Origin of the sequence: Neobacillus sp. GCM10027624 (assembly GCF_042675345.1) — a bacterium.
GTDB lineage: Bacteria > Bacillota > Bacilli > Bacillales > Cytobacillaceae > Neobacillus > Neobacillus cucumis_D.
Genome location: NZ_JBHTHD010000005.1, coordinates 1 through 20,737, shown reverse-complemented (window position 1 = coordinate 20,737; position 20,737 = coordinate 1). Strand labels below are relative to the sequence as shown.

Genomic DNA, 20,737 nt, shown 5'->3' with positions numbered 1-20,737 from the left:
AAACCTCCCATCGATTCAATGTATTCTTCACGAGAAAAGGCCATCTTCTTTTCTCCACCAGAGAAATATCGATGACCTTGTTTACTCTTATCATACTAGAATCAAACCGAGATTGTAAATTGAAAATTAGAAATATTCAAAACACACATCTATTATTCTAGTGCAAAAGCGAGCATATCTTCCTCACCCTGTTTAACGAACTTTCCTTTTACACGCTGCCCAAAAATGGAATGTACAAGCGGCAACGGTACTTCTACTAAACGCCCAAAAATCTTGGGTCCGCAATCTAGTTCAATTAAAGCAGCAACATAAGGGAGGTAAGGTATTAAACTAGGCTCACCACAACGGTTTACGACGGAGTACGAAATGATTTTACCGGCAGCCTCGACTTCCTCATATTCCAGTTCTCCCAGATCATGTGGACAAAAGGTTCGCGGGTAAAAGACAAATTGCTCACAGTTCTTGCAGCGCTGGAGGAGTAATTTATGCTCCTTTATTCCGTCCCAAAATGGCTGTGCTTCTTTATACATTACCGATCCCCCCTTAAAATCAGGACACATTCATTCGAGAAATATCCGCCGTTCGATGTGGTAATTCCATATTCCACATCCGCGACTTGACGGATGCCTGCTTCCCCCTTAAGCTGCCTGACAACTTCTACAATATTGACCATTCCGCCCGCATCGCCGGGCTGACCGGCAGACAGCTGGCCGCCGCTCGTATTAACAGGAAAATCGCCCTTGAACGTCAGATCATGTTCCTCAACAAACCTGCCGCCCTGCCCTTTTTCACAGAATCCCAAGTCCTCAAGCATAAGCATTACGGCAATGGTGTAGCAGTCATAGAGACCGCAAATCTGAATTTGCCGCGGGCCAATCCCTGCCATCTCATAGGCAATGTCTGCTGCCTTTTTTACACCTGTCACTAATCCGTTCGTAAACATTTCTGACTCTGTGAATAAAAAATGACTGTTATAAAACCCTGCTCCTTCAATCATGACGGGAGTGTCTGTGATGCTTTTTGCATCCTCAGTCGAGGTTACAATAAAGGCAACAGCTCCATCGCAAGGATAGACAATTTCCAACATATGAATCGGTTCAGCAATGACCGGGGATGCCAACACATCATCCAAATTCAGTTTCTTCTCTTTAAAAAGTGCTTTGTCAAAATGGTTCGCATTATATCGTTGGTCCACAGCGATTTTAGCCCGCTGCTCATTAGTGGATTGATATAAGTGCTGATGCAAATGAGCCGCCATCGCATAGCTAGGTGTGGCTTCAGCGCTAATAAACTTCTGCTGATATGCACTCCCTAAAATTTGCGGTTCGTTCGATTGAACTTTTAAGAAATTTTTATCACTGCCGATCACGAGAATTCTTCTTGCCGCTTTTGATACGATTGCCTCCGCTGCCTGTTTTAATGCCATACCACCCGAAGCCCCATAAACAGCCACTTCCGCACTATAGGCTGGTTTCATATCTAAATAAGAGGCAAGCACATTATTTAAACGTGCACTAGTAGATAGCGGACTTAACGTGATGATGCCATCTAGATCCCGAATCGATAAATTGGCATCTGCTAAAGCATATTTAGTTGCTACACTTGCAAGCTGCAAAATATTTTTTCCACTATCTTTTTCATAGTTTGTTTCACCAATGCCGACGATTGCAGCTTTTCCTTTCATCCTTGATCCTCCTTTAGGTCTGTTCTGGAATAGATTGGATACCAAATTCTTCTTGAGTTTCCGCAGAAGGCTTTCGATAGAGTAGTAAAGTAGTGAGGATTAATACAACAATGACACCCATCACAACCATTCCGACCCCATTGATGGCTTTCGTTGTGGCGACAATCGGCTCTGCATTTACACCACTAGTGCGGCTCATAAAGCCAAATAATGCTAAACCAATGGAAGACCCTAGCGGCACCCCAATATCCCGGAACATGACATAGGTACCTGATCCGGCGCCACGTAATGCTTTAGGCACGTCAGTCGTTACAATCTTCATTAAGGCAGGGTTGATTAGACCGCCGCATAATCCAACAATACTTACGGCGAAGACTAAGAAAGCGTAAGAGGAAGTCGTTGTAATGAAGGTGTAGGCCAATGCTCCGCCTAAACTCAATACAGCCCCAGCTAGAACAAAGATTCTTGGCTTATATTTATCTACTAAATAACCGGTTGCTAATGTTGCCACACTATTAAAAATATAGTTAATCGTACTCATTAACCCTGTTTGTGTTGCCCCCCAGCCTTCACGGCCAGCGATGTAATACGTAAGGGCATAGATCAGGGCGATATTACAGAAATTTTGTAAAATCACAATGACTGCTGGAAGATGGATGCCGCGTAATCGAAGGATTTTAATATCCATTACCGGCACGCGTACTTTTCGTTCAACCAAAATTAACGAAATCAATCCAATCACACTGCTTGCGATTAAACCAATCGAAATCGGTGAAACCAGGCCAAAATTGGTCAGCATCATCGGTAACGTGACAAGTGAGCCAATGGTGACGAGCAAAATGACAGCTCCAGGGAAATCAATGACTTGTTTGCCTGACAGTTTTGTGGATTTTGGCATGGTAAAATAAATAATCCCAATCCCAATAGCTGAAAGAGTGCCGCTAATCCAATAAATGATCGACCAACCGTACAGATCGATTAATACCCCTGCAATAATCCCGCCGGAAGCGGCGCCGACTGTCGCTGTAGCTCCTAAATATCCAATCGCTTTCCCCCGGCTTTCTTCCTTAAATAAATCCGAAATATAGGCAAAAATAACAGGAAATACGCAGGCATAACCCATCCCTTGCAAGAAACGTGCTGCTAAGAAAACGGAGAAGTTCGGGCTTAAAGCAGCTGTAAACTCCGATAAGGAAAAGAGGGTTAATCCACTTAAAATCATTTTTTTACGCCCAACCTGGTCACTAAGACGCCCCATTAATGGGGCAAAAACAACGGCCGCAGCATAATAAGCGAGTGTAACCGCGCCGCCAAAACCTGGATCAATTCCAAAACTCTTCGTAATGAATGGTAAAGCGGGTGATTGAAAGGCTGCTGCTTCAAGTAAAACAAATACACTAATTAATAGACAGAAGAAAACAACCCACGGATTATACTTTTTTGCCGCGCTCATATTTTTCCCTCCATTTTTGGTTTTACTTTCCTTTCCAAACAGGCTGACGTTTCTCTGCAAAAGCACGCGGTCCTTCCAAAGAATCCTCTGAAGACATGACCACCTCCACATATTGATCATTAATCTCCCATGCCGTTTGCGGATGATCGAGGGGTACATCCAGTCCTTTGTAAAGAATATCTTTACTGGCCCGAACCGCAACAGGTGCATTATTGGCAATCTTTTGCGCTACTTCCATGGCTTTCTCCATCACTTGTTCATGTGGGACGACATGATTCACAAGTCCCCACTTCGCAGCAGCATCTGCCGATAATGCATCACCGGTAAAGATTAGTTCAGAGGCAATTTTTATTGGAATTTGCCGCGGCAGGCGCAGCAGCCCGCCAGCTCCGGCAATAATCCCGCGTTTCACTTCCGGTAAGCCGAATGTTGCCTGTTCTGAAGCAATGACGAGATCGCAGGCTAAGGCAATTTCCGTTCCGCCTCCTATTGCAAAACCGTTTACCGCTGCGATAATCGGTTTATTTGTATAGTGTTTAACGATTCCTGCAAAGCCCCAATCCGCCGCTTCAGTGGAAGGGATAATATTCTCCCCCCGCGACAGCGCTTTCAAATCTGCCCCGGCACAAAATGATCGTTGACCAGCACCGGTTAAAATCGCTACAACATAGTCATCCGTTCGATTGAAATACTCGAGCGCTTCTCCAATTTCAATCCATGTCTGCTGATTGATCGCATTCATGGCCTCTGGACGGTTAATCGTAAGAATAAAAATAGGTCCGGCGTTTTCTACTTGAACATGGTTATATTCCATTTTATTCACCCTTTCATGACGAAACTGGTATGGCTGTTTGCTTTAGTGTAATTAATCCATCTAGTGCTAACACACATTTACCTTTCTCAAACACTACAAGTGGATTAATCTCAAAGTCCTGCCAATTGCCTTCAAGTGAAGCTGCTATTTGAGAAATATTCGAGATGGCTTCAGATAACGCATCCATGTCGTATTCTACCTTCGTACGGGCCCCTTTTAAAATAGCCGCTCCTTTTAGAGATTCCACCATTTGGCGGGCTTCCTCTTTCGATACATATCCGAGCTGGCGTGATACATCTTTCAGGACTTCCACAAAGATGCCGCCTAATCCACATGTTAAAACAGGTCCGAATAATTCATCATTTTGCACCCCAACAAAAAATTCAATAAAGCGGTCTGTCGCCATTTCTTCAACTAAAACCCCATCTATTTTTACTTCAGGGCAATGGATCCCTACCTTTGATAGAATTTCATGGTAGGCATCTCTTAATTGTTCTGGGTTTTTAATATTTAGCACCACTCCGCCTACATCACTTTTATGAGCAATATGTGCTGAAGCGACTTTAGCAACAACAGGGTAGGTGATACTAGAAAGATAGGAAATCTCTGCTTCGCTTCTAATTAATAGACTATTAGGCACAGGCACACCATAGTTTTGCAGCATCTCTTTGACAAGATGTTCGGCAATCGAAGGCTCTTCGCTGGTAATCTTGATCGGCACCTCCACGGATGCGAAATTTTGGTTTTCCATATACTTTTGGCGTGTACATTCATATTGATAGATTGCTTTTGCCGATTGAACGGCCCCTTCAATATGCCGATAAGCGGGAACATGATTTTCTGTTAAGAAGTGGCGGACTTCTGCCATTTCAGACTCAAGCCCTGTTGGCACAACAAAGATGGGTTTATCGGTCGTTTTTGAAATTTCAACAAACATTTCCGCAAACTTTTGAGGATTTAATGCTTTTGGAACGGGCAGATGAATGATCACCATATCGACTTCATCTGAATCTACTAATGTTTGTACCGCATGAGGATACACTTGCTCATTTAAGATAAAGGTGGAGGCAATATCTACTGGATTTTCAACCGAACAATAACTGGCGATTTGCTCCCGTAACCTGGTCTTTGTACCTTGAGACAACTCCGCCATTTGTAAGCCATTCAGCTCTAGTGCATCTGCGAGTAAAATCCCTACTGCACCCGAAACTACAATGGTAGCAACACGATTTCCTTTTGATCTTTTTCCAGATTGGAAGGCTTTTAACGTATCGATTAACTGTTCAAATCCTTCGACAACCGTCACACCGTATTTTTTCGCTGCTACTTCAAAGATCTCATTTGAACCCGTTAAAGAAGCTGTATGGGATAGGGCTGCTTTCTGCCCGGCAGATGAACGCCCCGATTTAATGCCGACAACGGGTTTATTTGCCGCTAATGCCTTCTCTGCCATCGATAAGAAACGTTTCCCAGAGGGCACTCCTTCCATATAAAAGGAAGCAACACTCGTTTTTGGATCCTGAATATAGTAATCTAGCACTTCAATCGTATCGATATCTGGCTGATTCCCCGTGGCAACCATATAGGAAAAGCCGACTTTTTCTTCTGAGGCCATGGATAGTACTTGCGATCCTGTTGCACCGCTTTGAGCGACAATCCCTACCTCCCCTTTTTCATACACCGTGTAGCCAATATCTTGGAACATTAATCCTAAATCTTCATGGACATTGACCATCCCTAATGTATTGGGACCTAAAATACGAACCCCCTGCCGTTTACAGTAAGAAACAAAACGCTCCTGCATCTTTGTTCCCTCTTCGCCCATTTCTGCAAATCCGGAACTAAAAATTAAAACATGGCGAATTCCTTGCTCGGCACAATCTTGCACACTTCTCTCCACATGCTCTCCGGGTACAGCAATAATGGCCATATCAATCTGCTCTTGGATCTCCTTCACATTTGAATAGCAGGTAAATCCTTCAATTTCTTTGTACCGAGGATTAATTGGATATACACGCCCCTGATAATTCGATATACGGAAGTTACGAACCGCCGTATTCCCAATGGCCCCTTCCCGAATAGTCGCGCCAATAATGGCAATCGACTTCGGTGAAAATAACGGTTCTAATTGTCCATACATTTGCATTCCTCCGATCGGTTTAAACATATATTGTTTTTTCCTCTTGAGCTTTTGCCCGGTCCCGTAGGATTTGTTCAATTACTCTTCGGTGAAAAGCGGGTGTTCCATAGGTTAATTCCGCTGCTTTTGCACGGTTTGACCATAAAAACAAGTGGCTTTCTGTTGAGTAGCCCATGCCTCCCCATAGTTGATGGGCCATGACTGTAATACCGGTATACGATTCACTGGTAAAGGCTTTGGCAATGCTTACTTCACGTTTCGCCTTTGGATTTTTTTGCAGCACAGAGATTGCCTTATATGCAGCTAACCGTGAACCTACCGCCTTTGTATAGAGGTTGGACAAATGATGTTGAACCGCTTGAAAAGTTCCAATCGGTACCCCAAATTGACGCCGCTCTTTTACATAATCTACCGTCATTTGAACGACTCTCATCGCACCGCCAGCCATTTCAACACTTTGAAGCGCTGTCATTTTTAGCCGGCTGTTCTCTAATTCCTCCGCACTTACCAGGCGTTCACCGATTAGGTTTGCTGCGTCCACCATGACGTGATCTAATCGGACAATCGCTTGTTGGTCCTGTCCAATGGTATGGAGTTCTTGTAAATGCACTCCTTCTTGATCCTTCGAAATTGAAAAAATTCCAAACTGTTCGCCAACCCGTGCAACAACGAACATTTCATCCGAACTATACGCATTTTGAACAAACCATTTCTCACCATGAATCATCCATTTACCGTTCACTTGCTCTGCTGTTGTCGTAAATAATGCAGGATTCGTTAGCACATTTTTCTCTTCATAGGCCACAGTGGAGATACATTCACCATTGGCGATTTTTGATAAATATTGTTCCTTTTGCTTGTCCGTGCCAAGGTCATTTAATACAAGCGTGGCATAGGTCGTGCTGTAAAAGGAAGTCGGTAACAGAACTTTCCCTGCTTCTTGAAAAATAATCGCCAAATCCATCAGCGTTCCACCAGCACCGCCGAATTCTTCTGGAATGATGATCGCATTCCAGCCAGCCTCCGTGATTTTATGCCATAAGTTCTCACAATGCCCTAGTTCGCTTGCTTGAATCCTTCGAATGGTTTCAATGGGTGCATTTTTTTCAAAAAAACGTTTCACCGCTTGCTGCAACATTTGCTGCTCATCTGTAAATGTCATCTTCATCTTGTAATCCCTCCTTTTTATTTACGAGGCAGCCCTAATCCGCGCTGTGCCACAATATTTCTCTGTACCTCATTTGTCCCCCCGCCAAATCGATGAAATGGTGCAAGACGATAGATATGCTCAACGGTTCCACCTGCGGGTGCAGCTTCATTTTGCCAGTTTAACTGGCCGTAGGCTTCCATCATTTGCGTTCCAAGATCGGAAACCTTCGTATATAATTCCGTTGCATAGACTTTCATCATCGAAGCATCTGCAGATAAATCCACACCTTCATCCAGTTTGGAGGCGGCTTGATATCCAAATAATTGTCCAATTTCTAAATCAATTTCTAATTCAGCCAGCTTTGAAATGACGTCTGGACGATCCATTATTAATTCGCCATCTAATTCTGTTGTAGCGGCAAATTTCACTGTATCGTCATAGGCTCGTCTTGGAACGGCCACTTCCCCCATCATGACTCGTTCAAAATCAAGTGCGGAAGTTAGAATTTTCCATCCACCATTTATTTCGCCGATTAAATGGTCTTTCGGTACCCGGACTTGATCGAAGAAGACCTCATTCGTTGTATGATCTCCCCATGTATATTGGCTTGTCATGGTTAATCCAGGTGCGTCATTTGGAACGATAAACATGGAAATCCCTTTATGACGGGAATTTTCGTCCCCCGTACGTGCTGCAAGCCATTGATGAGTCACACGATGGCCGAAGGTATTCCATGTCTTCTGTCCAGTAATCACCCATTCATCCCCATCAAGGACGGCTTTTGTCTTTAAACTAGCTAAGTCGGTACCGGCTTCTGGCTCCGAATACCCTAAGGCAAAAGACATTTCACCATTTAAAATAGGCGGTAAAAACCTTTCCTTATTTTCTTTGGTTCCGAATTTAAACAAAGAAGGGGCAACGATGGATGAGGCGGTATCATTAATTTGTGGTGCAAGGGCATATAAGAACTCCTCATTTAAGATGAATTTCTCCATCTCCGTTAAATTGAGTCCACCCTCTTCTATTGGCCAGTTGATTTTATTCCAACGGCGGTCTGCACATTTTTTTTTGAAGGCAATTTCTAGAGGTCCCATTTCTTGATCTTCATGTTCCCGAAATTCTTCTAGTAATTCTGGAGTGACGTGTTCTTTTAAAAAAGTCCGTACTTCCTTTTGCCATTCAAATTGGGCTTCCGTTAAATTAAAATCCATCTCTTCATCTCCTTATCTATTATTATTTGATATCCCAACTATACCAACCTGCCTTAAGGAAAAAAATATACAGTTTTAGTGCATTTATGTAAAATGGGACAAAATAAGCAAAATGATTGATTAAGAGACAAAAATATGAACATATTACGTGATTACGTATGAGAAATATTAAAAAAATTACGAACATAGGGTGAAATTTCACCCTATCATTACCTATTTTGGGTATTGGAATCAGATTTTTCAGACAAAAGTGTTTACTAGAAAAAATATCATGACCTAAAATGATCCCATAAGCCACATCTAAACATGGGCCAAGCCAGACAAAACAACTTTCCCTTCCGCATACATCTGCCTAACGTATTCAAGGTGTTTTCCCATTATTGTTTTTTCCTCAGGAGTCATTGTAGCCAGCCAATTCTCCCGTTTTGACTTGCCAATAGCCAAAAACTCAAGCTGTTCCATTTTCAAAAACTCCTCAGTTGTCCTTAATCAATCAATTTTTCCACAATAAATGGAATGGATACCTTATAAAATTGATTTAGTTTAGACTGAAATAAACAATCTTATTCTTTTCCGCCAATTAAAGCAAATGTATTCACATAATAATACATAAAAGAAATTTGAGAAATATTTTCTTTAAACTAAAAAACCCTACACATTTTAAATAGTATTTTCTTTTTCATCACCTTGGTGAGTAACCACCACCAAGATAAGTCTTATATATAACAATTCAATTTATAAAAACATGATAGAATAAAGTTCAGGAGGTGAAATATGGTAACTGAAGATTATAAAAAATGGTATGAAAGAGAGCGTTGGACAAAGGAACGGTATGTTTTTTTGGCTAAAATCATCATTCCCCTCATTCTCTTAATTATTTCTTTCGTTGTAAAGAAAAGTTGGGGAAGTCAAATTCTATCCTTTACGCAGGAAAATAAATGGTTGATCCTTGTAGGTGTTGCTCTTATTATCATCTATACAAGTTGGACTTTTCCGAAGTTCTTTAAGAAGTATAATCAAAATTTGAGAAGAACATGGTACTTCTTTTTTATTATAGGGATGATCTTGCTGCTGAATCAGTCAGGTTTTGATGTGAAAGAGTGGCAACGATACACGTTATTAGCGGGCATGTTTATATTTGTAGACTTAGCGTTATTCCTTACACCGTCTATTAAGAAAATAGGCGGAGCCGAAATGGAACCGATTACTGAGGTGGAAAGTATCAATGAAGAAATGCACAAGGTTATTACACAAACGCAAAACAGAAACTTGCAGTTCACTTCTATTTTAGACAGTGTGAAAAAATCTTCTTTTGGTACTCAAGAATGGCAAGATGCGGAATCATATCGTGATAGTTTAGAAGATTTTCTTATGGCCTACGGAGAAACTTGTAGGCAGGAACTTACCGTATTTGTTAAGCAAGATGATGGAGCATTCAAACAAGAGATAGGTACGATCATCGGCGTTAATTTAACGGAAGACCAAATGAAAGTTCTAAATGAGAAAAAGGTCGTTCATATTGATAAATTCACAATATTAGTACCCTACTTAAAACATACATATCCAGTAGTTATCGCAATTGAATCAGAGATCGACATATTAGATATAGATATTGATCACATAATCAATTTGTCAGTAATACATACTTGGGTTGAAATAGAGCAACCGCAACAACCACATTGGCAAAGCCAATTATAGAAAATAGAGTGTAAATCTGATAGAATAAGGGTAAAAGATAGGAAAGGAGTGGATAAAATGCCAGAGCCTGGAGCAGAAGCAGTTGTTTCAAGGAGACGCAAAGGTAGAGCAAGATCCCCTTTCTTAATGGAAAGGACGGCTCAAACAGTTCCACAAACTTCTCCTTCGTTGTATACAAGAGATTTGTTTGAGAGAAGCAACAAAGCGGTAGAGCGATTAAGAGATAGCCGTTATGGTGAAGCGAAGCGATAAGACAGGAGATTTCTCCTGTCTTTTTTGTTTAAAGCTCTCATATTGTGACCATACAGACAATATAGATATATAAAGATCTGTTTGGGAGATGATGTAATGGGAGAAAGAAAAAAGAAAAGCCCTTTTTTGGACAAACCATCAGGAACCTTACCTAAAAGGGATTTGAAAAATAGTCAGTTACTAAAAATGAATGAAAAAATCAGAGAGAATCTTGATAAAATAAAGAAAAGCAGATAGTCTATACAATCCTTTCAATACTTCCTGTACGAACAAAATCCACTATCGGGTTAATGGACAATAAGAAAGATGAAACCATCACGATTTCACCTTAGCGACCTTCCATTACTCCGACTTTAAAGGGATGTAATTCCACATCCATGACACCGGTTTGAACAGCTGGGTCGTTTTCAAACATTTTTTGTGCGTCTTCCGCAGATTCCGCTTTATAGATAATGATCCCATAAGCCCCATCTAAACATGGGCCAGACAAGACCACTTTCCCTTCCGTGTACATCTGCCTAACGTATTCAAGGTGTTTTCCCATTATTGCCTTTTCCTCAGGAGTCATTGTAGCCAGCCAATTCTCCCGTTTTGCCTTGCCAATAGCCAAGAACTCAAGTTGTTCCATTGTAAAACACTCCTCAGTTTTCCTTTAATCAAACTATTTTTCCACCATAAATAGAATGGATACCTGAAAAATTTTGGCTCAGGTACAGCTCCAGACCATATTTACTTCTTCAAGAATATGTTATAATTAAATCTTATAACAGTATTAGGGAGGAACACTATTTTTATGTCAGTCGAAATAGGCAGCAAGGTACAAGGTAAGGTAACAGGCATCACTAATTTTGGAGCATTCGTAGACTTACCAGATGGGTCAACAGGTCTTGTGCATATCAGTGAAGTTGCGGATACCTATGTAAAAGATATTAATGACCATCTTAAGGTAGGAGACCAGGTTGAAGTAAAAGTGATTAGTATGAAGGACGGAAAAACTTCCTTGTCCATAAAAAAAGCGATAGATAGACCTGAAGGACAAACCTCTTCTTATTCACAACAACGCCCACAACGCTCGGGCAGAGGTGATAACCGTTCCAAAGACTTTCGTCCAAAAGGTCAATTCAAATCAAAAGAAAGTTTTGAAGATAAAATGGCTCGTTTTTTAAAGACGAGTGAAGAAAATTTGTCTACCCTTAAAAAAAACACTGGAGCAAAACAGGGCGGTAGAGGCGGAAGACGAGGATAACTTGTTTTTAATACCTCATCATTATAGATAAAGGCAAGCCTATAATTGGCTTGCCTTAACTTTTAAATAATACAGTCCTCAACACTACATAGTTTGGATTAATAAAATTTCATCAATGATGGGAATTTCTTTATTCAATATGGTTAAGAGGTTTCCTTCGATCTGATTGTCAATCTCACAAACTGTTATCGCCGAACCATTGATTTTTGAACGTTCATTCGCCATACGGGCAATATTTAACCCTTTTTGATAAAGTGATCCTGATAACTCGGCAATAACCCCTTTTCGATCGGTATGGCGAATCACAAGTGTTGGTCGTTCTCCGGAAAACTTTAACGGGTAATCATCCAATTCCTGAACTTCTACTTTGCCACCGCCTAAAGAACTGGCCAATACCTTTACCGTTCGCGTTGCTCCTGATAATTCAACTAGCACTGTATTTGGGTGGTAACTTCCCATCACCCGCTTCGTAAACTCGTATTGTAATCCATTTTCTTCGGCAATGGATTTTGCATTTGGAATGCCTTCATCCATTGTTGTTAACCCTAGAACCCCTCCCAATAATGCTAAATCTGTGCCATGACCTTGATAGGTTTCGGCAAAGGAACCCATCAGAGAGAACTTTGCAAATAATGGTTTTTCGTTTAACAGCTGGCAGGCTATGTTGCCAATTCGGACAGCACCTGCAGTATGTGAACTGGATGGCCCGACCATGACAGGGCCGATAATTTCATAGGCGCTTTGATATTTAGCCGGCCCGCAGCTGCTTGTCTTTTCACTGAAAATCTGCACCTTCAATTTTTGACCTGTCGGGGTACCAGCCAGACCGCCAATCCCGGTTTCCCTTAGCGATTCAGGCATTTGCTGCCCGACTTCATGCATTACATGAATCACCTCATCAGGTGGAATAATGCTGACCACCCCTGCCAACGCCATATCTGCAGCAGCCTGCGCGGTAATCGCGTGTAATCCGTTCCGAACGATACATGGAATTTCCACTAGCCCTGCGACCGGATCGCAAACTAGTCCCAGTGAATTTTTTAAAGCAATTCCAATGGCATTTCCAACCTGCTCTGGAGTGCCTCCGGCAAGCTCAACTAAAGTGCCAGCTGCCATCGCGGTTGCTGAGCCAATTTCCGCCTGGCATCCGCCGGCAGCTCCTGATATCGAAGCTTTATTAGCAATCACCAAGCCAAGGGCAGAGGCAGTGAACATCGACAGTACGATCTGCTCTCGTGGGAATTTCCCGCTGTCCAGAGCGTGAACGAGCACTGCCGGCAAGATTCCCGCTGAACCTGCAGTCGGCGTTGCTACAATCCGCCCCATTGCTGCATTGACTTCTGATACGGCCAGCGCATTGGCTGCGGCATTTAATGTAACAGGATTGATAAACGATTTTCCATTTTCGGCATATTGGTGAAGACGGTACCCATCACCACCGGTCAAGCCGGTACGAGACATAACAGCACTTGTCGTCCCTTTGCGGACAGCCTCTTCCATTACCGTAAATTGCTCGGCCATTTTTTCGATAATCGCTTCGCGCGGAATACTCTTTTGCTGTATTTCCGTTTGGATCATTAATTCAGCAATCGTTATGTTATGTTGCTCGGCCAGTTCAATTACTTCCTTTAAACTCATGAAAGACATAATACCACTCCCTAAAAGGAGCCGGTTCCAATAAGTGAAGCATTAGAACCGTCCCCCCTGTTTCATCCTTTGTTAACTTTATATTAAACCGCTTTTGGTTTTGTGCCTTTTTCGTTTTCTTCATCGTCTAACGGTACGCGTTTTTCCATTTTTAACAGATAGAAAATACCTGTCATGAGAGCAAGGAATGCAATTCCCACGATTAACGGGATGCGAGTGCTTGGATTGATAAACATACCGACAAGGACCACTAGTAAAAAGATAATCGTAGCATAGTTGCTGTACGGTGCAAAAGGCATTTTAAATGGATGTTTTTCCATTGCAACAGCATTTACTTTTCTAAATTTGATTTCACTGATGAGCAGTACAAACCATGGAATCATACCTGGAAGTACACTTGCACTGTATACATACACGAAGATCGATGGTGGTGCAACAAAGCTCAACACTACGCCAAGGAGCAAGCCGACTAAAACCGTTATGGTTGAATAGACAGGAACTTTATTTTCCGATAATTTAGCAAAAATCTTTGGTGCCTGTCCATTTTTCGCCAATGCGTAAAGCATCCGTGTTGCGCTGAAGATGCCGCTGTTACAGCCGCTCATTGCTGCCGTGATTACAACAAAGTTGATAATGCCGGCTGCAGCTGTAATTCCGATTTTGGCAAAAACCGAAACGAATGGGCTGCCAATTTGACTGAGCTGGTCCCAAGGGTAAACCGTTACAATGACAAAAATTGCACCGATATAGAAAATTAAAATACGCCAAACGGTTGTTTTCACAGCATGCGTGATTGTTTCCTTCGGATTTTCTGCTTCCCCGGCCGTAATCCCAATCAGCTCCACTCCTTGATAAGCGCCGATTACGATGGAAAGGGCAAAAAAGAATCCTTTAAAGCCGCCTGTGAAAAAGCCGCCATTTTTCCAAATGTTCGAAAATCCAATTGCATGGCCTCCATTCCCGAAGCCAAAGATAATAATTCCAATACCAGCAATAATTAACAAGACAATCGTTAATACTTTAATTAATGAAAACCAGAATTCAAATTCACCAAAGTTTTTAACCGAAATCATATTGGCAACGCCAAGGATCACCATCGCGACTACCCCAGGGATCCATGTTGGCAAATGTGGGAACCAATAATTCATATACGAACCAACCGCGATGATTTCCGACATGCCGACAATGATCCATTGGAACCAATAGCTCCAAGCTGTCAAATATCCGGCCAAAGGATGGATATATTTATTGCCGAGGTCAGCAAATGAACCGGTAGTTGGTTCCAAATAAAGCATTTCCCCCATCGAGCGCATAATGAAAAATAGGAAGAGACCGGCAACTGCATAGGCAATCATAACGGATGGGCCCGTCCATTTAATCGTACTGGCCGATCCCATAAATAACCCAACCCCGATGGTACCACCCAATGCAATCATTTGGATATGACGCGATTTAAGGCCACGCTTTAATTCCTGGTTTTTTGACATAAACTGTCCTACTTTCCCTCATTGGATTTTTTAACTCTACCTTCTTACTGTTATTCTTTCTTTTAAACCAATACAGGTTCCCCAAATGGAATACCCAATTTTTCCCCTAAGTTTTCTAGCATGGATTTTGTCATACGGTCTAAATCGTACCGCGGGTTAAAATCCCATTCCTCTTTGGCAGCGGACGCATCAATGCTGTTTGGCCAAGAGTCGGCAATTTGCTGCCGGACTGGATCTATCTGATAATCCATCGTAAACTCTGGTATAAATTTTCTGATGGAAGTGGCAATTTCTTCAGGTTCAAAACTCATAGCTGTAATATTAAAGGCGTTCCGATGTTTTAATCTTGATGAATCCGTTTCCATTAATTGAATAATTGAATCAATCGCATCCGGCATATACATCATATCCATGTAAGTGCCTTTCCCTATATAGGATGTGTATTTTTTGTTTTTTAACGCTTCATAGAAAATATCTACTGCATAGTCTGTCGTTCCTCCACCCGGAAGTGTTTTGTAAGAAATCAATCCCGGGAAGCGGACACCGCGGGTATCAACGCCAAATTTTGCAAAATAATAATCACAAAGTAATTCGGCGCTTACTTTGGTGACACCGTACATCGTGTTTGGCCGTTGGATTGTATCCTGTGGTGTAAGGTCTTTTGGCGTAGACAGACCAAAGGCTCCTATCGAGCTTGGTGTAAAGAACTGTGCATGGGAATTCCGCGCCACCTCGAGCGCATTCATCAATCCGCCCATATTTAGATTCCAGGCAAGTTGCGGGTTTTTCTCTGCTGTTGCCGACAGTAGCGCTGCCAAATGGATAATCGTATCAATCTGATAATCATTGACCAGTTTCTGCATTCTCTCGCCATCTAGAACATCCAATGTATCAAATAAACCATTTTCCACGACTGGGTTGCCATTAACATGACGGATATCAGTGGCAATGACATTTTCCTCTCCGTACAGTTCGCGCATTCTCATCGTTAACTCTGAACCGATTTGGCCTAAGCTTCCGGTCACAAGAATTTTTTTCATCGTAAACAACCTCCCGAATATTTCTCAAGTTGTAATAGGGAGGGAACCATTCTAAGAACGGGCCCTCCTGCCTCTTTTCTAATCTTGGATGACACCCAGTTCTTTTCCCACTTTTTCATATACAGCCAGTACTTGGTCTAGCATTTCTCTTGTATGGGCCGCAGTTGGCATATTGCGCACTCTGCCTGTTCCCTTTGGCACCGTTGGGAAGGTGATGGCTTTGGCGTAAACTCCCTCTTCCATGAGGCGGCGAGAAAATTGCTGCGTTAATGTTTCTTCGCCGAGAATACATGGTGTAATCGGTGTTTCCGAGTGGCCAATATTAAATCCTAAGTTTTTCAAGCCTTCTTTTAAATAGCGGCCATTTTCCCATAGCTGATCGACTCTCTCCGTTGATTCCGTCATGATATTGATGGCTTCAATGCAGGCAGCAGCAGCTCCTGGCGTCAGCGATGTTGAAAATAAGAATGGACGAGCGCGCACTTTTAACCAATCAATCAATTGCTGGGTACCGGCCACATAGCCGCCCACGACGCCAATTGCTTTGGAAAGCGTTCCGATTTGAAAGTCAATTTGATCGGAAAGGCCAAAATGTTTAACGGTGCCTGCACCATTGCCCATGACGCCAGAGCCATGTGCGTCATCCACATATGTAAGCAAGCCGTATTCCTCGGCAATTTCCACGATTTCAGGGAGCTTTGCTACATCCCCATCCATTGAAAAAACGCCATCAGTGATATACATTATTTTTTCATAGGCGCCACTTTCGACCGCTTCTTTTGCAGCCCTTCTTAGGTCATCCATGTCCTGGTGTTTGACCCGGATGATTTTTGCTCCGGACAAACGGCAGCCATCAATGATCGAGGCATGATTCAATTCATCAGAAATAATCGCATCCTTCTTCGTCATCACCGCCGAGATTGCGCCCATATTGCAATTAAATCCTGATTGGAAAGCAATTGCCGCCTCCGTATGTTTGAATTCGGCAATCCTATTTTCTAATTCATTATGGATGGTCATTGTTCCGTTAATTGTCCGAACGGCACCGGCACCCACACCGTACTGTTTCGTCGCTTCGTTCGCTTCTTGGATTAATCTTTCATTGTTTGTCAACCCAAGGTAATTGTTGGATGACATATTGATGACATTTTTGCCATTGATTGTTACGATTGGGCCATTAGGGCCTTCTACTGTATCAATGACGTTATATAGCCCTTTCTCACGCAGCTCTTGCAGCTGTGGAGTTAATATATCTTCTAAAACTTTTCTGGACATCGTGCAAACCTCCATTAATAAACTTTTCAGAAAAACTTCTAACACGTTACCGAATCAGAAGAAGTTAGACTGAAAACGTTTTCATATATTTAGTTTAAAGCGAATTTTGTCGATTTACATTCCCATATTTGTTGTGTGTACCTCTAATATTTGCCCTTCTTCACAATTTCGTCAAAACTAACCACAAAAAAAGACCATTAAGTTTTAACTTAATGGCTTTATTTCAAAGAGATGAAAAGCATTAAAGGTCAGAGTGGATTGTAAATAAAGCTCCGATTCCACTTTTTCCTCATAAATTTGTAAATCAGGGTGGGTTCCCTGCTTAATAAAGGAAATAATCTCCTGGTCGTAAATATCCTGATGCTGCAAATTTATCCAGTTAATATAAAATTCGCCGTTATTTTGATCAAGGATGTGCTTGCGAATTTGATAACGCCCAGGCGGCAGGCCTGAAATCACCACTTTCTTTTCCTTTGTAATGGATTGCAAAAAGAAGCTTTCGACCGAATAAGAGGGATTAATATAGGAAGGGTTATAAACGGCTAATTGGTAGCCATTTTCCCCCATTGCCATTACAAAATCCGGGCCTTCCGCTAAAATCCGCAAGGTCATTTTTGCCATCAGTTGAAGATTAAAATAAGCAGGGCGTTTAATTTGATAATAATACAGGAGGGCAATTCCATTCATGGCAATATGGTCTTGATCCAGATTATTTTTTTCCAGTGAATGGGTATCAATCCAGAAGCCCAAACCGGATATTTCCTTCATTGCATCCAACATTTCTTTAAAAATAAGGGCCGAGCGAAAAAAAATACCGCTCAAATCCATCGTATTCCCATAAAGTGTATTCCAATCGGTAAGAAAAATCGGAATCTCGTCTAAACCCACAGACGCTAGACTTTCCTTTAATTTGCCGATTTCTTTCTTTACATAATTTTTTACTCCTTCAAAACTAAGATTATCCATATCGGTAAAATCCACTTCTTCATTCGGATTGCAGGTGAAGCAGATTAGCTCGCAACGGTCGGAAATTTGCTTTATAAATTCAGCTGCAGGAACGGATATAGTCTTTCGTAAAGAAAACGGCATATGGAGACCTATTTTTGCGGCAGAAGCCCGCTTTTTTACAGTTTGATAAAAATCTTGATAAAAGCTCTTTGCTGTTTCGCCGCATTCCGTGAAAACCAGTTCAAATCGCCATTTGCCTACAAAGTCACTGCCGAAATAACTAATACTATGCTGTAAAAATTCATCTAGCTTCTTAAGGTACTCAGAGCTCCTTTCCACTTCCTTTTCAACTTCCACACGAATGAAAGGAACCAACCCTAATTGTTGAAAAAGGCTGAATAAGGCATCCAGCTGATAAAATTGTCCGCCTATTTGGTAGAGAGGCGTTGTCATCGCAAAGCTATCTGAAAAAAGGTCCGAAAAATAGATATATTCAAATCCAAGTTCCTCTTGGATCAACATTAATGCTGCCTTCACTTCTTCATGCAAAGCATATTCCAGCTTCCCGATCACCAGTAACTTTAAGGCTTTTTCTCTGATAAAAATGGGCTCCTGCGGCAGCTCCACATGTACCACAGTAGCAGCCGGTTCCATCGGCGTGGTGCTCTTCTCATTTCCTGAAATATATTTACTGATTTCCATTAAAAAGTTGGGTGATTGCAGTAATGTATATTGTTCGGTTTCATGTTTCACTTCCTCGACACCCATCGGTTCCAGTCTATGAAGGTTGCGATATTCAGTAGGCGTTTGTTGGTACATTTCTTTAAAAGCCATATTAAATGCTTTTACATTGGGAAAACCACAATTCTCCGAAATCTGGGTAATATTTTGGCCGGTATAAAGCAGCTCCTGCACCGCTGATTTCAAACGGACATTTTTGAGGTATTGAGAGAAACTAACCCCAACTTCTTGCTTGAAATAACGTGACAAATAGTAAAGAGACAAATACTGCTCTTTGGCAATTTCATTCAATGATATCGGTTTGCGATAATTTTTTTCGATAAAAGCTAGGATCTCTCTAATTCTTTCATCCTTCATTTCGGTGAATTGATTACTTCCAGGATGGGTAGTTTTAAAATTCCGAATCAACAGTGTAACTAATTGAAAAATTAGTCCGTTAATCTCGATTTCACTTCCATCCTGCTTTTGGTAATAGGCAATCAAAATTTTCGCCATTAGTTGGCGAATTTGATCATAAAGCAGATACATCCCATTATCCTCTTTAGATGAGTTGCAGTTAAAATGACACTCATGAATATTTAAATAATGAGGCTTAATTAGATCCAAAGGAATTTGTAACGATAGGACCACATTCTCCTTATTACCCTTAATAGAGTGTAGATCATTGGCGTTAATCAGCAGAAGATCATTTTCAGCTAGATGGTAGGAATGCTGATTGACCGTAATCTCGATTTCTCCCCTTATCACTAGGAGAATCTCGATTCCTAAATAAATATGCGGAGAATAATATTCAATGTTTTGTAAACTTATTTGATATGAATCATCTTTTATTAGCCGGTTCATGAACATCCACCTTAGGACTAGATTAAAAATGTGCACTCACGTAAAGTATAGACTAGAGCCGTTAACTGTAGTTGTTGTATATTTGTTGAGCACACGATTAAGTATAGACTTTAAGACACTAAAAACAAAAAAGGTCAATGCTTAGATTGCTCAAAGCATTGACCTTTAAGGGTTTTACCCTTTTGTGTGATACCGGTGGTCGGGGTCGAACCGACACTCCTTACGGAACACGATTTTGAGTCGTGCGCGTCTGCCAATTCCGCCACACCGGCAAAATAAAACAAACAGGGGTAGTAGGAATCGAACCCACACTGAAGGTTTTGGAGACCTTAGTTCTACCTTTAAACTATACCCCTAAGTTATTTTCGCTAACGCGAAAAAACTATGGTGGAGGGGGACGGATTCGAACCGCCGAACCCTGAGGGAGCGGATTTACAGTCCGCCGCGTTTAGCCACTTCGCTACCCCTCCATCTATAAGTGAACAATAAAATAATGGCGGAGGAAGAGGGATTCGAACCCCCGCGCGGTTTAACCCGCCTGTCGGTTTTCAAGACCGATCCCTTCAGCCGGACTTGGGTATTCCTCCACTATTTTAAAAATCATTTGGTAGCGGCGGAGGGGATCGAACCCCCGACCTTACGGGTATGAACCGTACGCTCTAGCCAGCTGAGCTACACCGCCAAATTTGAATTATTAAGCTATTTTTTGTTATGGCGCGCCCGAAAGGAGTCGAACCCATAACCTTCTGATCCGTAGTCAGACGCTCTATCCAATTGAGCTACGGGCGCATTTGTTGATAAATAATTTCAATTTGCAAAAAACTTGGTGCCGAGGACCGGAATCGAACCGGTACGGTAGTCACCTACCGCAGGATTTTAAGTCCTGTGCGTCTGCCAGTTCCGCCACCCCGGCACTTTTGGAGCGGAAGACGGGATTCGAACCCGCGACCCCCACCTTGGCAAGGTGGTGTTCTACCACTGAACTACTTCCGCATCTATTTAAGTGATTTTGCTCTTTAAAAAATATGGTGCGGGTGAAGGGAGTCGAACCCCCACGCCTTGCGGCGCCAGATCCTAAGTCTGGTGCGTCTGCCAATTCCGCCACACC

At 42.0% G+C, this 20,737-nt stretch carries 18 protein-coding genes and 8 tRNA genes; 4 read left to right on the top strand and 22 right to left on the bottom strand.

The genetic code is table 11. The features are described 5' to 3' along the window. Positions 1–152: 152 nt before the first annotated feature. The 8 genes from ACFQZ9_RS09910 to ACFQZ9_RS09875 all read right to left on the bottom strand — a co-directional run bounded on the left by ACFQZ9_RS09910 (position 153) and on the right by ACFQZ9_RS09875 (position 8,914). Complete coding sequence (locus ACFQZ9_RS09910) at positions 153–530, bottom strand: Zn-ribbon domain-containing OB-fold protein (RefSeq protein ID WP_498943635.1); 378 nt, start codon at positions 528–530, stop codon at positions 153–155. Then, on the bottom strand, positions 530–1,684 hold the full coding sequence (locus ACFQZ9_RS09905; protein ID WP_498943634.1) for a thiolase family protein: 1,155 nt from the start codon (positions 1,682–1,684) through the stop codon (positions 530–532). The genes ACFQZ9_RS09910 and ACFQZ9_RS09905 overlap by 1 nt, the downstream gene beginning before the upstream one ends. A gap of 13 nt (positions 1,685–1,697) precedes the next feature. After that, positions 1,698–3,137: an MFS transporter gene (locus tag ACFQZ9_RS09900; protein WP_498943633.1), complete on the bottom strand. Its 1,440-nt coding sequence runs from the start codon at positions 3,135–3,137 to the stop codon at positions 1,698–1,700. 22 nt (positions 3,138–3,159) lie between these two features. Then, positions 3,160–3,951: a crotonase/enoyl-CoA hydratase family protein gene (locus ACFQZ9_RS09895; protein WP_498943632.1), complete on the bottom strand. Its 792-nt coding sequence runs from the start codon at positions 3,949–3,951 to the stop codon at positions 3,160–3,162. Between the two features lie 13 nt (positions 3,952–3,964). Next, positions 3,965–6,091, bottom strand: a complete 2,127-nt coding sequence (locus ACFQZ9_RS09890) for an acetate--CoA ligase family protein (protein ID WP_498943631.1) — start codon at positions 6,089–6,091, stop codon at positions 3,965–3,967. 19 nt (positions 6,092–6,110) lie between these two features. Next, positions 6,111–7,259 (bottom strand): acyl-CoA dehydrogenase family protein, encoded by a 1,149-nt coding sequence (locus ACFQZ9_RS09885; RefSeq protein WP_498943630.1) that lies wholly within the window; start codon positions 7,257–7,259, stop codon positions 6,111–6,113. A gap of 17 nt (positions 7,260–7,276) precedes the next feature. After that, positions 7,277–8,452: an acyl-CoA dehydrogenase family protein gene (locus ACFQZ9_RS09880; protein ID WP_498943629.1), complete on the bottom strand. Its 1,176-nt coding sequence runs from the start codon at positions 8,450–8,452 to the stop codon at positions 7,277–7,279. A 300-nt stretch (positions 8,453–8,752) separates the two neighbouring features. Next, positions 8,753–8,914, bottom strand: coding sequence for a hypothetical protein (locus tag ACFQZ9_RS09875; RefSeq protein ID WP_498943628.1), 162 nt, complete (start codon positions 8,912–8,914; stop codon positions 8,753–8,755). A gap of 312 nt (positions 8,915–9,226) precedes the next feature. Between ACFQZ9_RS09875 and ACFQZ9_RS09870 the strand changes: the two genes are divergently transcribed. From ACFQZ9_RS09870 to ACFQZ9_RS09860, 3 genes are all read left to right on the top strand, one after another. Continuing rightward, positions 9,227–10,150: a type II toxin-antitoxin system SpoIISA family toxin gene (locus ACFQZ9_RS09870; protein ID WP_498943627.1), complete on the top strand. Its 924-nt coding sequence runs from the start codon at positions 9,227–9,229 to the stop codon at positions 10,148–10,150. 57 nt (positions 10,151–10,207) lie between these two features. Continuing rightward, complete coding sequence (locus ACFQZ9_RS09865; protein WP_198313329.1) at positions 10,208–10,402, top strand: hypothetical protein; 195 nt, start codon at positions 10,208–10,210, stop codon at positions 10,400–10,402. Positions 10,403–10,498: 96 nt separating this feature from the next. After that, positions 10,499–10,639, top strand: coding sequence for a hypothetical protein (locus tag ACFQZ9_RS09860; RefSeq protein ID WP_198313330.1), 141 nt, complete (start codon positions 10,499–10,501; stop codon positions 10,637–10,639). Positions 10,640–10,730: 91 nt separating this feature from the next. Here the strand turns inward: ACFQZ9_RS09860 and ACFQZ9_RS09855 are convergent, their stop codons facing one another. Beyond that, positions 10,731–11,030, bottom strand: coding sequence for a YciI family protein (locus tag ACFQZ9_RS09855; RefSeq protein WP_498943626.1), 300 nt, complete (start codon positions 11,028–11,030; stop codon positions 10,731–10,733). Positions 11,031–11,195: 165 nt separating this feature from the next. Here ACFQZ9_RS09855 and ACFQZ9_RS09850 point away from each other — a divergent pair, with 165 nt between their 5' ends. Next, positions 11,196–11,648: a S1 domain-containing RNA-binding protein gene (locus tag ACFQZ9_RS09850; protein WP_198313332.1), complete on the top strand. Its 453-nt coding sequence runs from the start codon at positions 11,196–11,198 to the stop codon at positions 11,646–11,648. Positions 11,649–11,732: 84 nt separating this feature from the next. Here ACFQZ9_RS09850 and sdaAA read toward each other — a convergent pair whose 3' ends face one another. The 13 genes from sdaAA to ACFQZ9_RS09785 all read right to left on the bottom strand — a co-directional run bounded on the left by sdaAA (position 11,733) and on the right by ACFQZ9_RS09785 (position 20,622). Further along, positions 11,733–13,295, bottom strand: coding sequence for an L-serine ammonia-lyase, iron-sulfur-dependent, subunit alpha (gene sdaAA, locus ACFQZ9_RS09845; protein WP_498943625.1), 1,563 nt, complete (start codon positions 13,293–13,295; stop codon positions 11,733–11,735). An 83-nt stretch (positions 13,296–13,378) separates the two neighbouring features. Next, positions 13,379–14,782 (bottom strand): amino acid permease, encoded by a 1,404-nt coding sequence (locus ACFQZ9_RS09840; RefSeq protein WP_498943624.1) that lies wholly within the window; start codon positions 14,780–14,782, stop codon positions 13,379–13,381. A 62-nt stretch (positions 14,783–14,844) separates the two neighbouring features. After that, on the bottom strand, positions 14,845–15,822 hold the full coding sequence (locus tag ACFQZ9_RS09835) for an L-threonine 3-dehydrogenase (protein ID WP_498943623.1): 978 nt from the start codon (positions 15,820–15,822) through the stop codon (positions 14,845–14,847). Positions 15,823–15,900: 78 nt separating this feature from the next. Next, complete coding sequence (locus tag ACFQZ9_RS09830) at positions 15,901–17,097, bottom strand: glycine C-acetyltransferase (RefSeq protein ID WP_498943622.1); 1,197 nt, start codon at positions 17,095–17,097, stop codon at positions 15,901–15,903. Positions 17,098–17,301: 204 nt separating this feature from the next. After that, the gene (locus ACFQZ9_RS09825) at positions 17,302–19,629 is read right to left on the bottom strand and encodes a helix-turn-helix domain-containing protein (RefSeq protein WP_498943621.1); all 2,328 of its coding nucleotides are present in this window, start codon (positions 19,627–19,629) and stop codon (positions 17,302–17,304) included. A 190-nt stretch (positions 19,630–19,819) separates the two neighbouring features. Further along, positions 19,820–19,901: transfer RNA gene (locus ACFQZ9_RS09820), tRNA-Leu, on the bottom strand. A gap of 13 nt (positions 19,902–19,914) precedes the next feature. Then, a tRNA-Trp gene (locus tag ACFQZ9_RS09815) sits at positions 19,915–19,985 on the bottom strand. Between the two features lie 29 nt (positions 19,986–20,014). Next, a tRNA-Tyr gene (locus ACFQZ9_RS09810) sits at positions 20,015–20,099 on the bottom strand. 24 nt (positions 20,100–20,123) lie between these two features. Further along, a tRNA-Ser gene (locus ACFQZ9_RS09805) sits at positions 20,124–20,216 on the bottom strand. Between the two features lie 18 nt (positions 20,217–20,234). Continuing rightward, a tRNA-Met gene (locus ACFQZ9_RS09800) sits at positions 20,235–20,311 on the bottom strand. 30 nt (positions 20,312–20,341) lie between these two features. Continuing rightward, positions 20,342–20,418: transfer RNA gene (locus ACFQZ9_RS09795), tRNA-Arg, on the bottom strand. 35 nt (positions 20,419–20,453) lie between these two features. Beyond that, positions 20,454–20,542, bottom strand: a tRNA-Leu gene (locus ACFQZ9_RS09790). Between the two features lie 5 nt (positions 20,543–20,547). Continuing rightward, positions 20,548–20,622: transfer RNA gene (locus tag ACFQZ9_RS09785), tRNA-Gly, on the bottom strand. Positions 20,623–20,737 lie beyond the last annotated feature (115 nt).

What these genes read in the sequence shown, in the direction of transcription:
- ACFQZ9_RS09910 (WP_498943635.1), bottom strand. Translation starts at nt 530, where the DNA reads ATGTATAAAGAAGCACAGCCATTTTGGGACGGAATAAAGGAGCATAAA.
- ACFQZ9_RS09905 (WP_498943634.1), bottom strand. Translation starts at nt 1,684, where the DNA reads ATGAAAGGAAAAGCTGCAATCGTCGGCATTGGTGAAACAAACTATGAA.
- ACFQZ9_RS09900 (WP_498943633.1), bottom strand. Translation starts at nt 3,137, where the DNA reads ATGAGCGCGGCAAAAAAGTATAATCCGTGGGTTGTTTTCTTCTGTCTA.
- ACFQZ9_RS09895 (WP_498943632.1), bottom strand. Translation starts at nt 3,951, where the DNA reads ATGGAATATAACCATGTTCAAGTAGAAAACGCCGGACCTATTTTTATT.
- ACFQZ9_RS09890 (WP_498943631.1), bottom strand. Translation starts at nt 6,091, where the DNA reads ATGTATGGACAATTAGAACCGTTATTTTCACCGAAGTCGATTGCCATT.
- ACFQZ9_RS09885 (WP_498943630.1), bottom strand. Translation starts at nt 7,259, where the DNA reads ATGAAGATGACATTTACAGATGAGCAGCAAATGTTGCAGCAAGCGGTG.
- ACFQZ9_RS09880 (WP_498943629.1), bottom strand. Translation starts at nt 8,452, where the DNA reads ATGGATTTTAATTTAACGGAAGCCCAATTTGAATGGCAAAAGGAAGTA.
- ACFQZ9_RS09875 (WP_498943628.1), bottom strand. Translation starts at nt 8,914, where the DNA reads ATGGAACAGCTTGAGTTTTTGGCTATTGGCAAGTCAAAACGGGAGAAT.
- ACFQZ9_RS09870 (WP_498943627.1), top strand. Translation starts at nt 9,227, where the DNA reads ATGGTAACTGAAGATTATAAAAAATGGTATGAAAGAGAGCGTTGGACA.
- ACFQZ9_RS09865 (WP_198313329.1), top strand. Translation starts at nt 10,208, where the DNA reads ATGCCAGAGCCTGGAGCAGAAGCAGTTGTTTCAAGGAGACGCAAAGGT.
- ACFQZ9_RS09860 (WP_198313330.1), top strand. Translation starts at nt 10,499, where the DNA reads ATGGGAGAAAGAAAAAAGAAAAGCCCTTTTTTGGACAAACCATCAGGA.
- ACFQZ9_RS09855 (WP_498943626.1), bottom strand. Translation starts at nt 11,030, where the DNA reads ATGGAACAACTTGAGTTCTTGGCTATTGGCAAGGCAAAACGGGAGAAT.
- ACFQZ9_RS09850 (WP_198313332.1), top strand. Translation starts at nt 11,196, where the DNA reads ATGTCAGTCGAAATAGGCAGCAAGGTACAAGGTAAGGTAACAGGCATC.
- sdaAA (WP_498943625.1), bottom strand. Translation starts at nt 13,295, where the DNA reads ATGTCTTTCATGAGTTTAAAGGAAGTAATTGAACTGGCCGAGCAACAT.
- ACFQZ9_RS09840 (WP_498943624.1), bottom strand. Translation starts at nt 14,782, where the DNA reads ATGTCAAAAAACCAGGAATTAAAGCGTGGCCTTAAATCGCGTCATATC.
- ACFQZ9_RS09835 (WP_498943623.1), bottom strand. Translation starts at nt 15,822, where the DNA reads ATGAAAAAAATTCTTGTGACCGGAAGCTTAGGCCAAATCGGTTCAGAG.
- ACFQZ9_RS09830 (WP_498943622.1), bottom strand. Translation starts at nt 17,097, where the DNA reads ATGTCCAGAAAAGTTTTAGAAGATATATTAACTCCACAGCTGCAAGAG.
- ACFQZ9_RS09825 (WP_498943621.1), bottom strand. Translation starts at nt 19,629, where the DNA reads ATGAACCGGCTAATAAAAGATGATTCATATCAAATAAGTTTACAAAAC.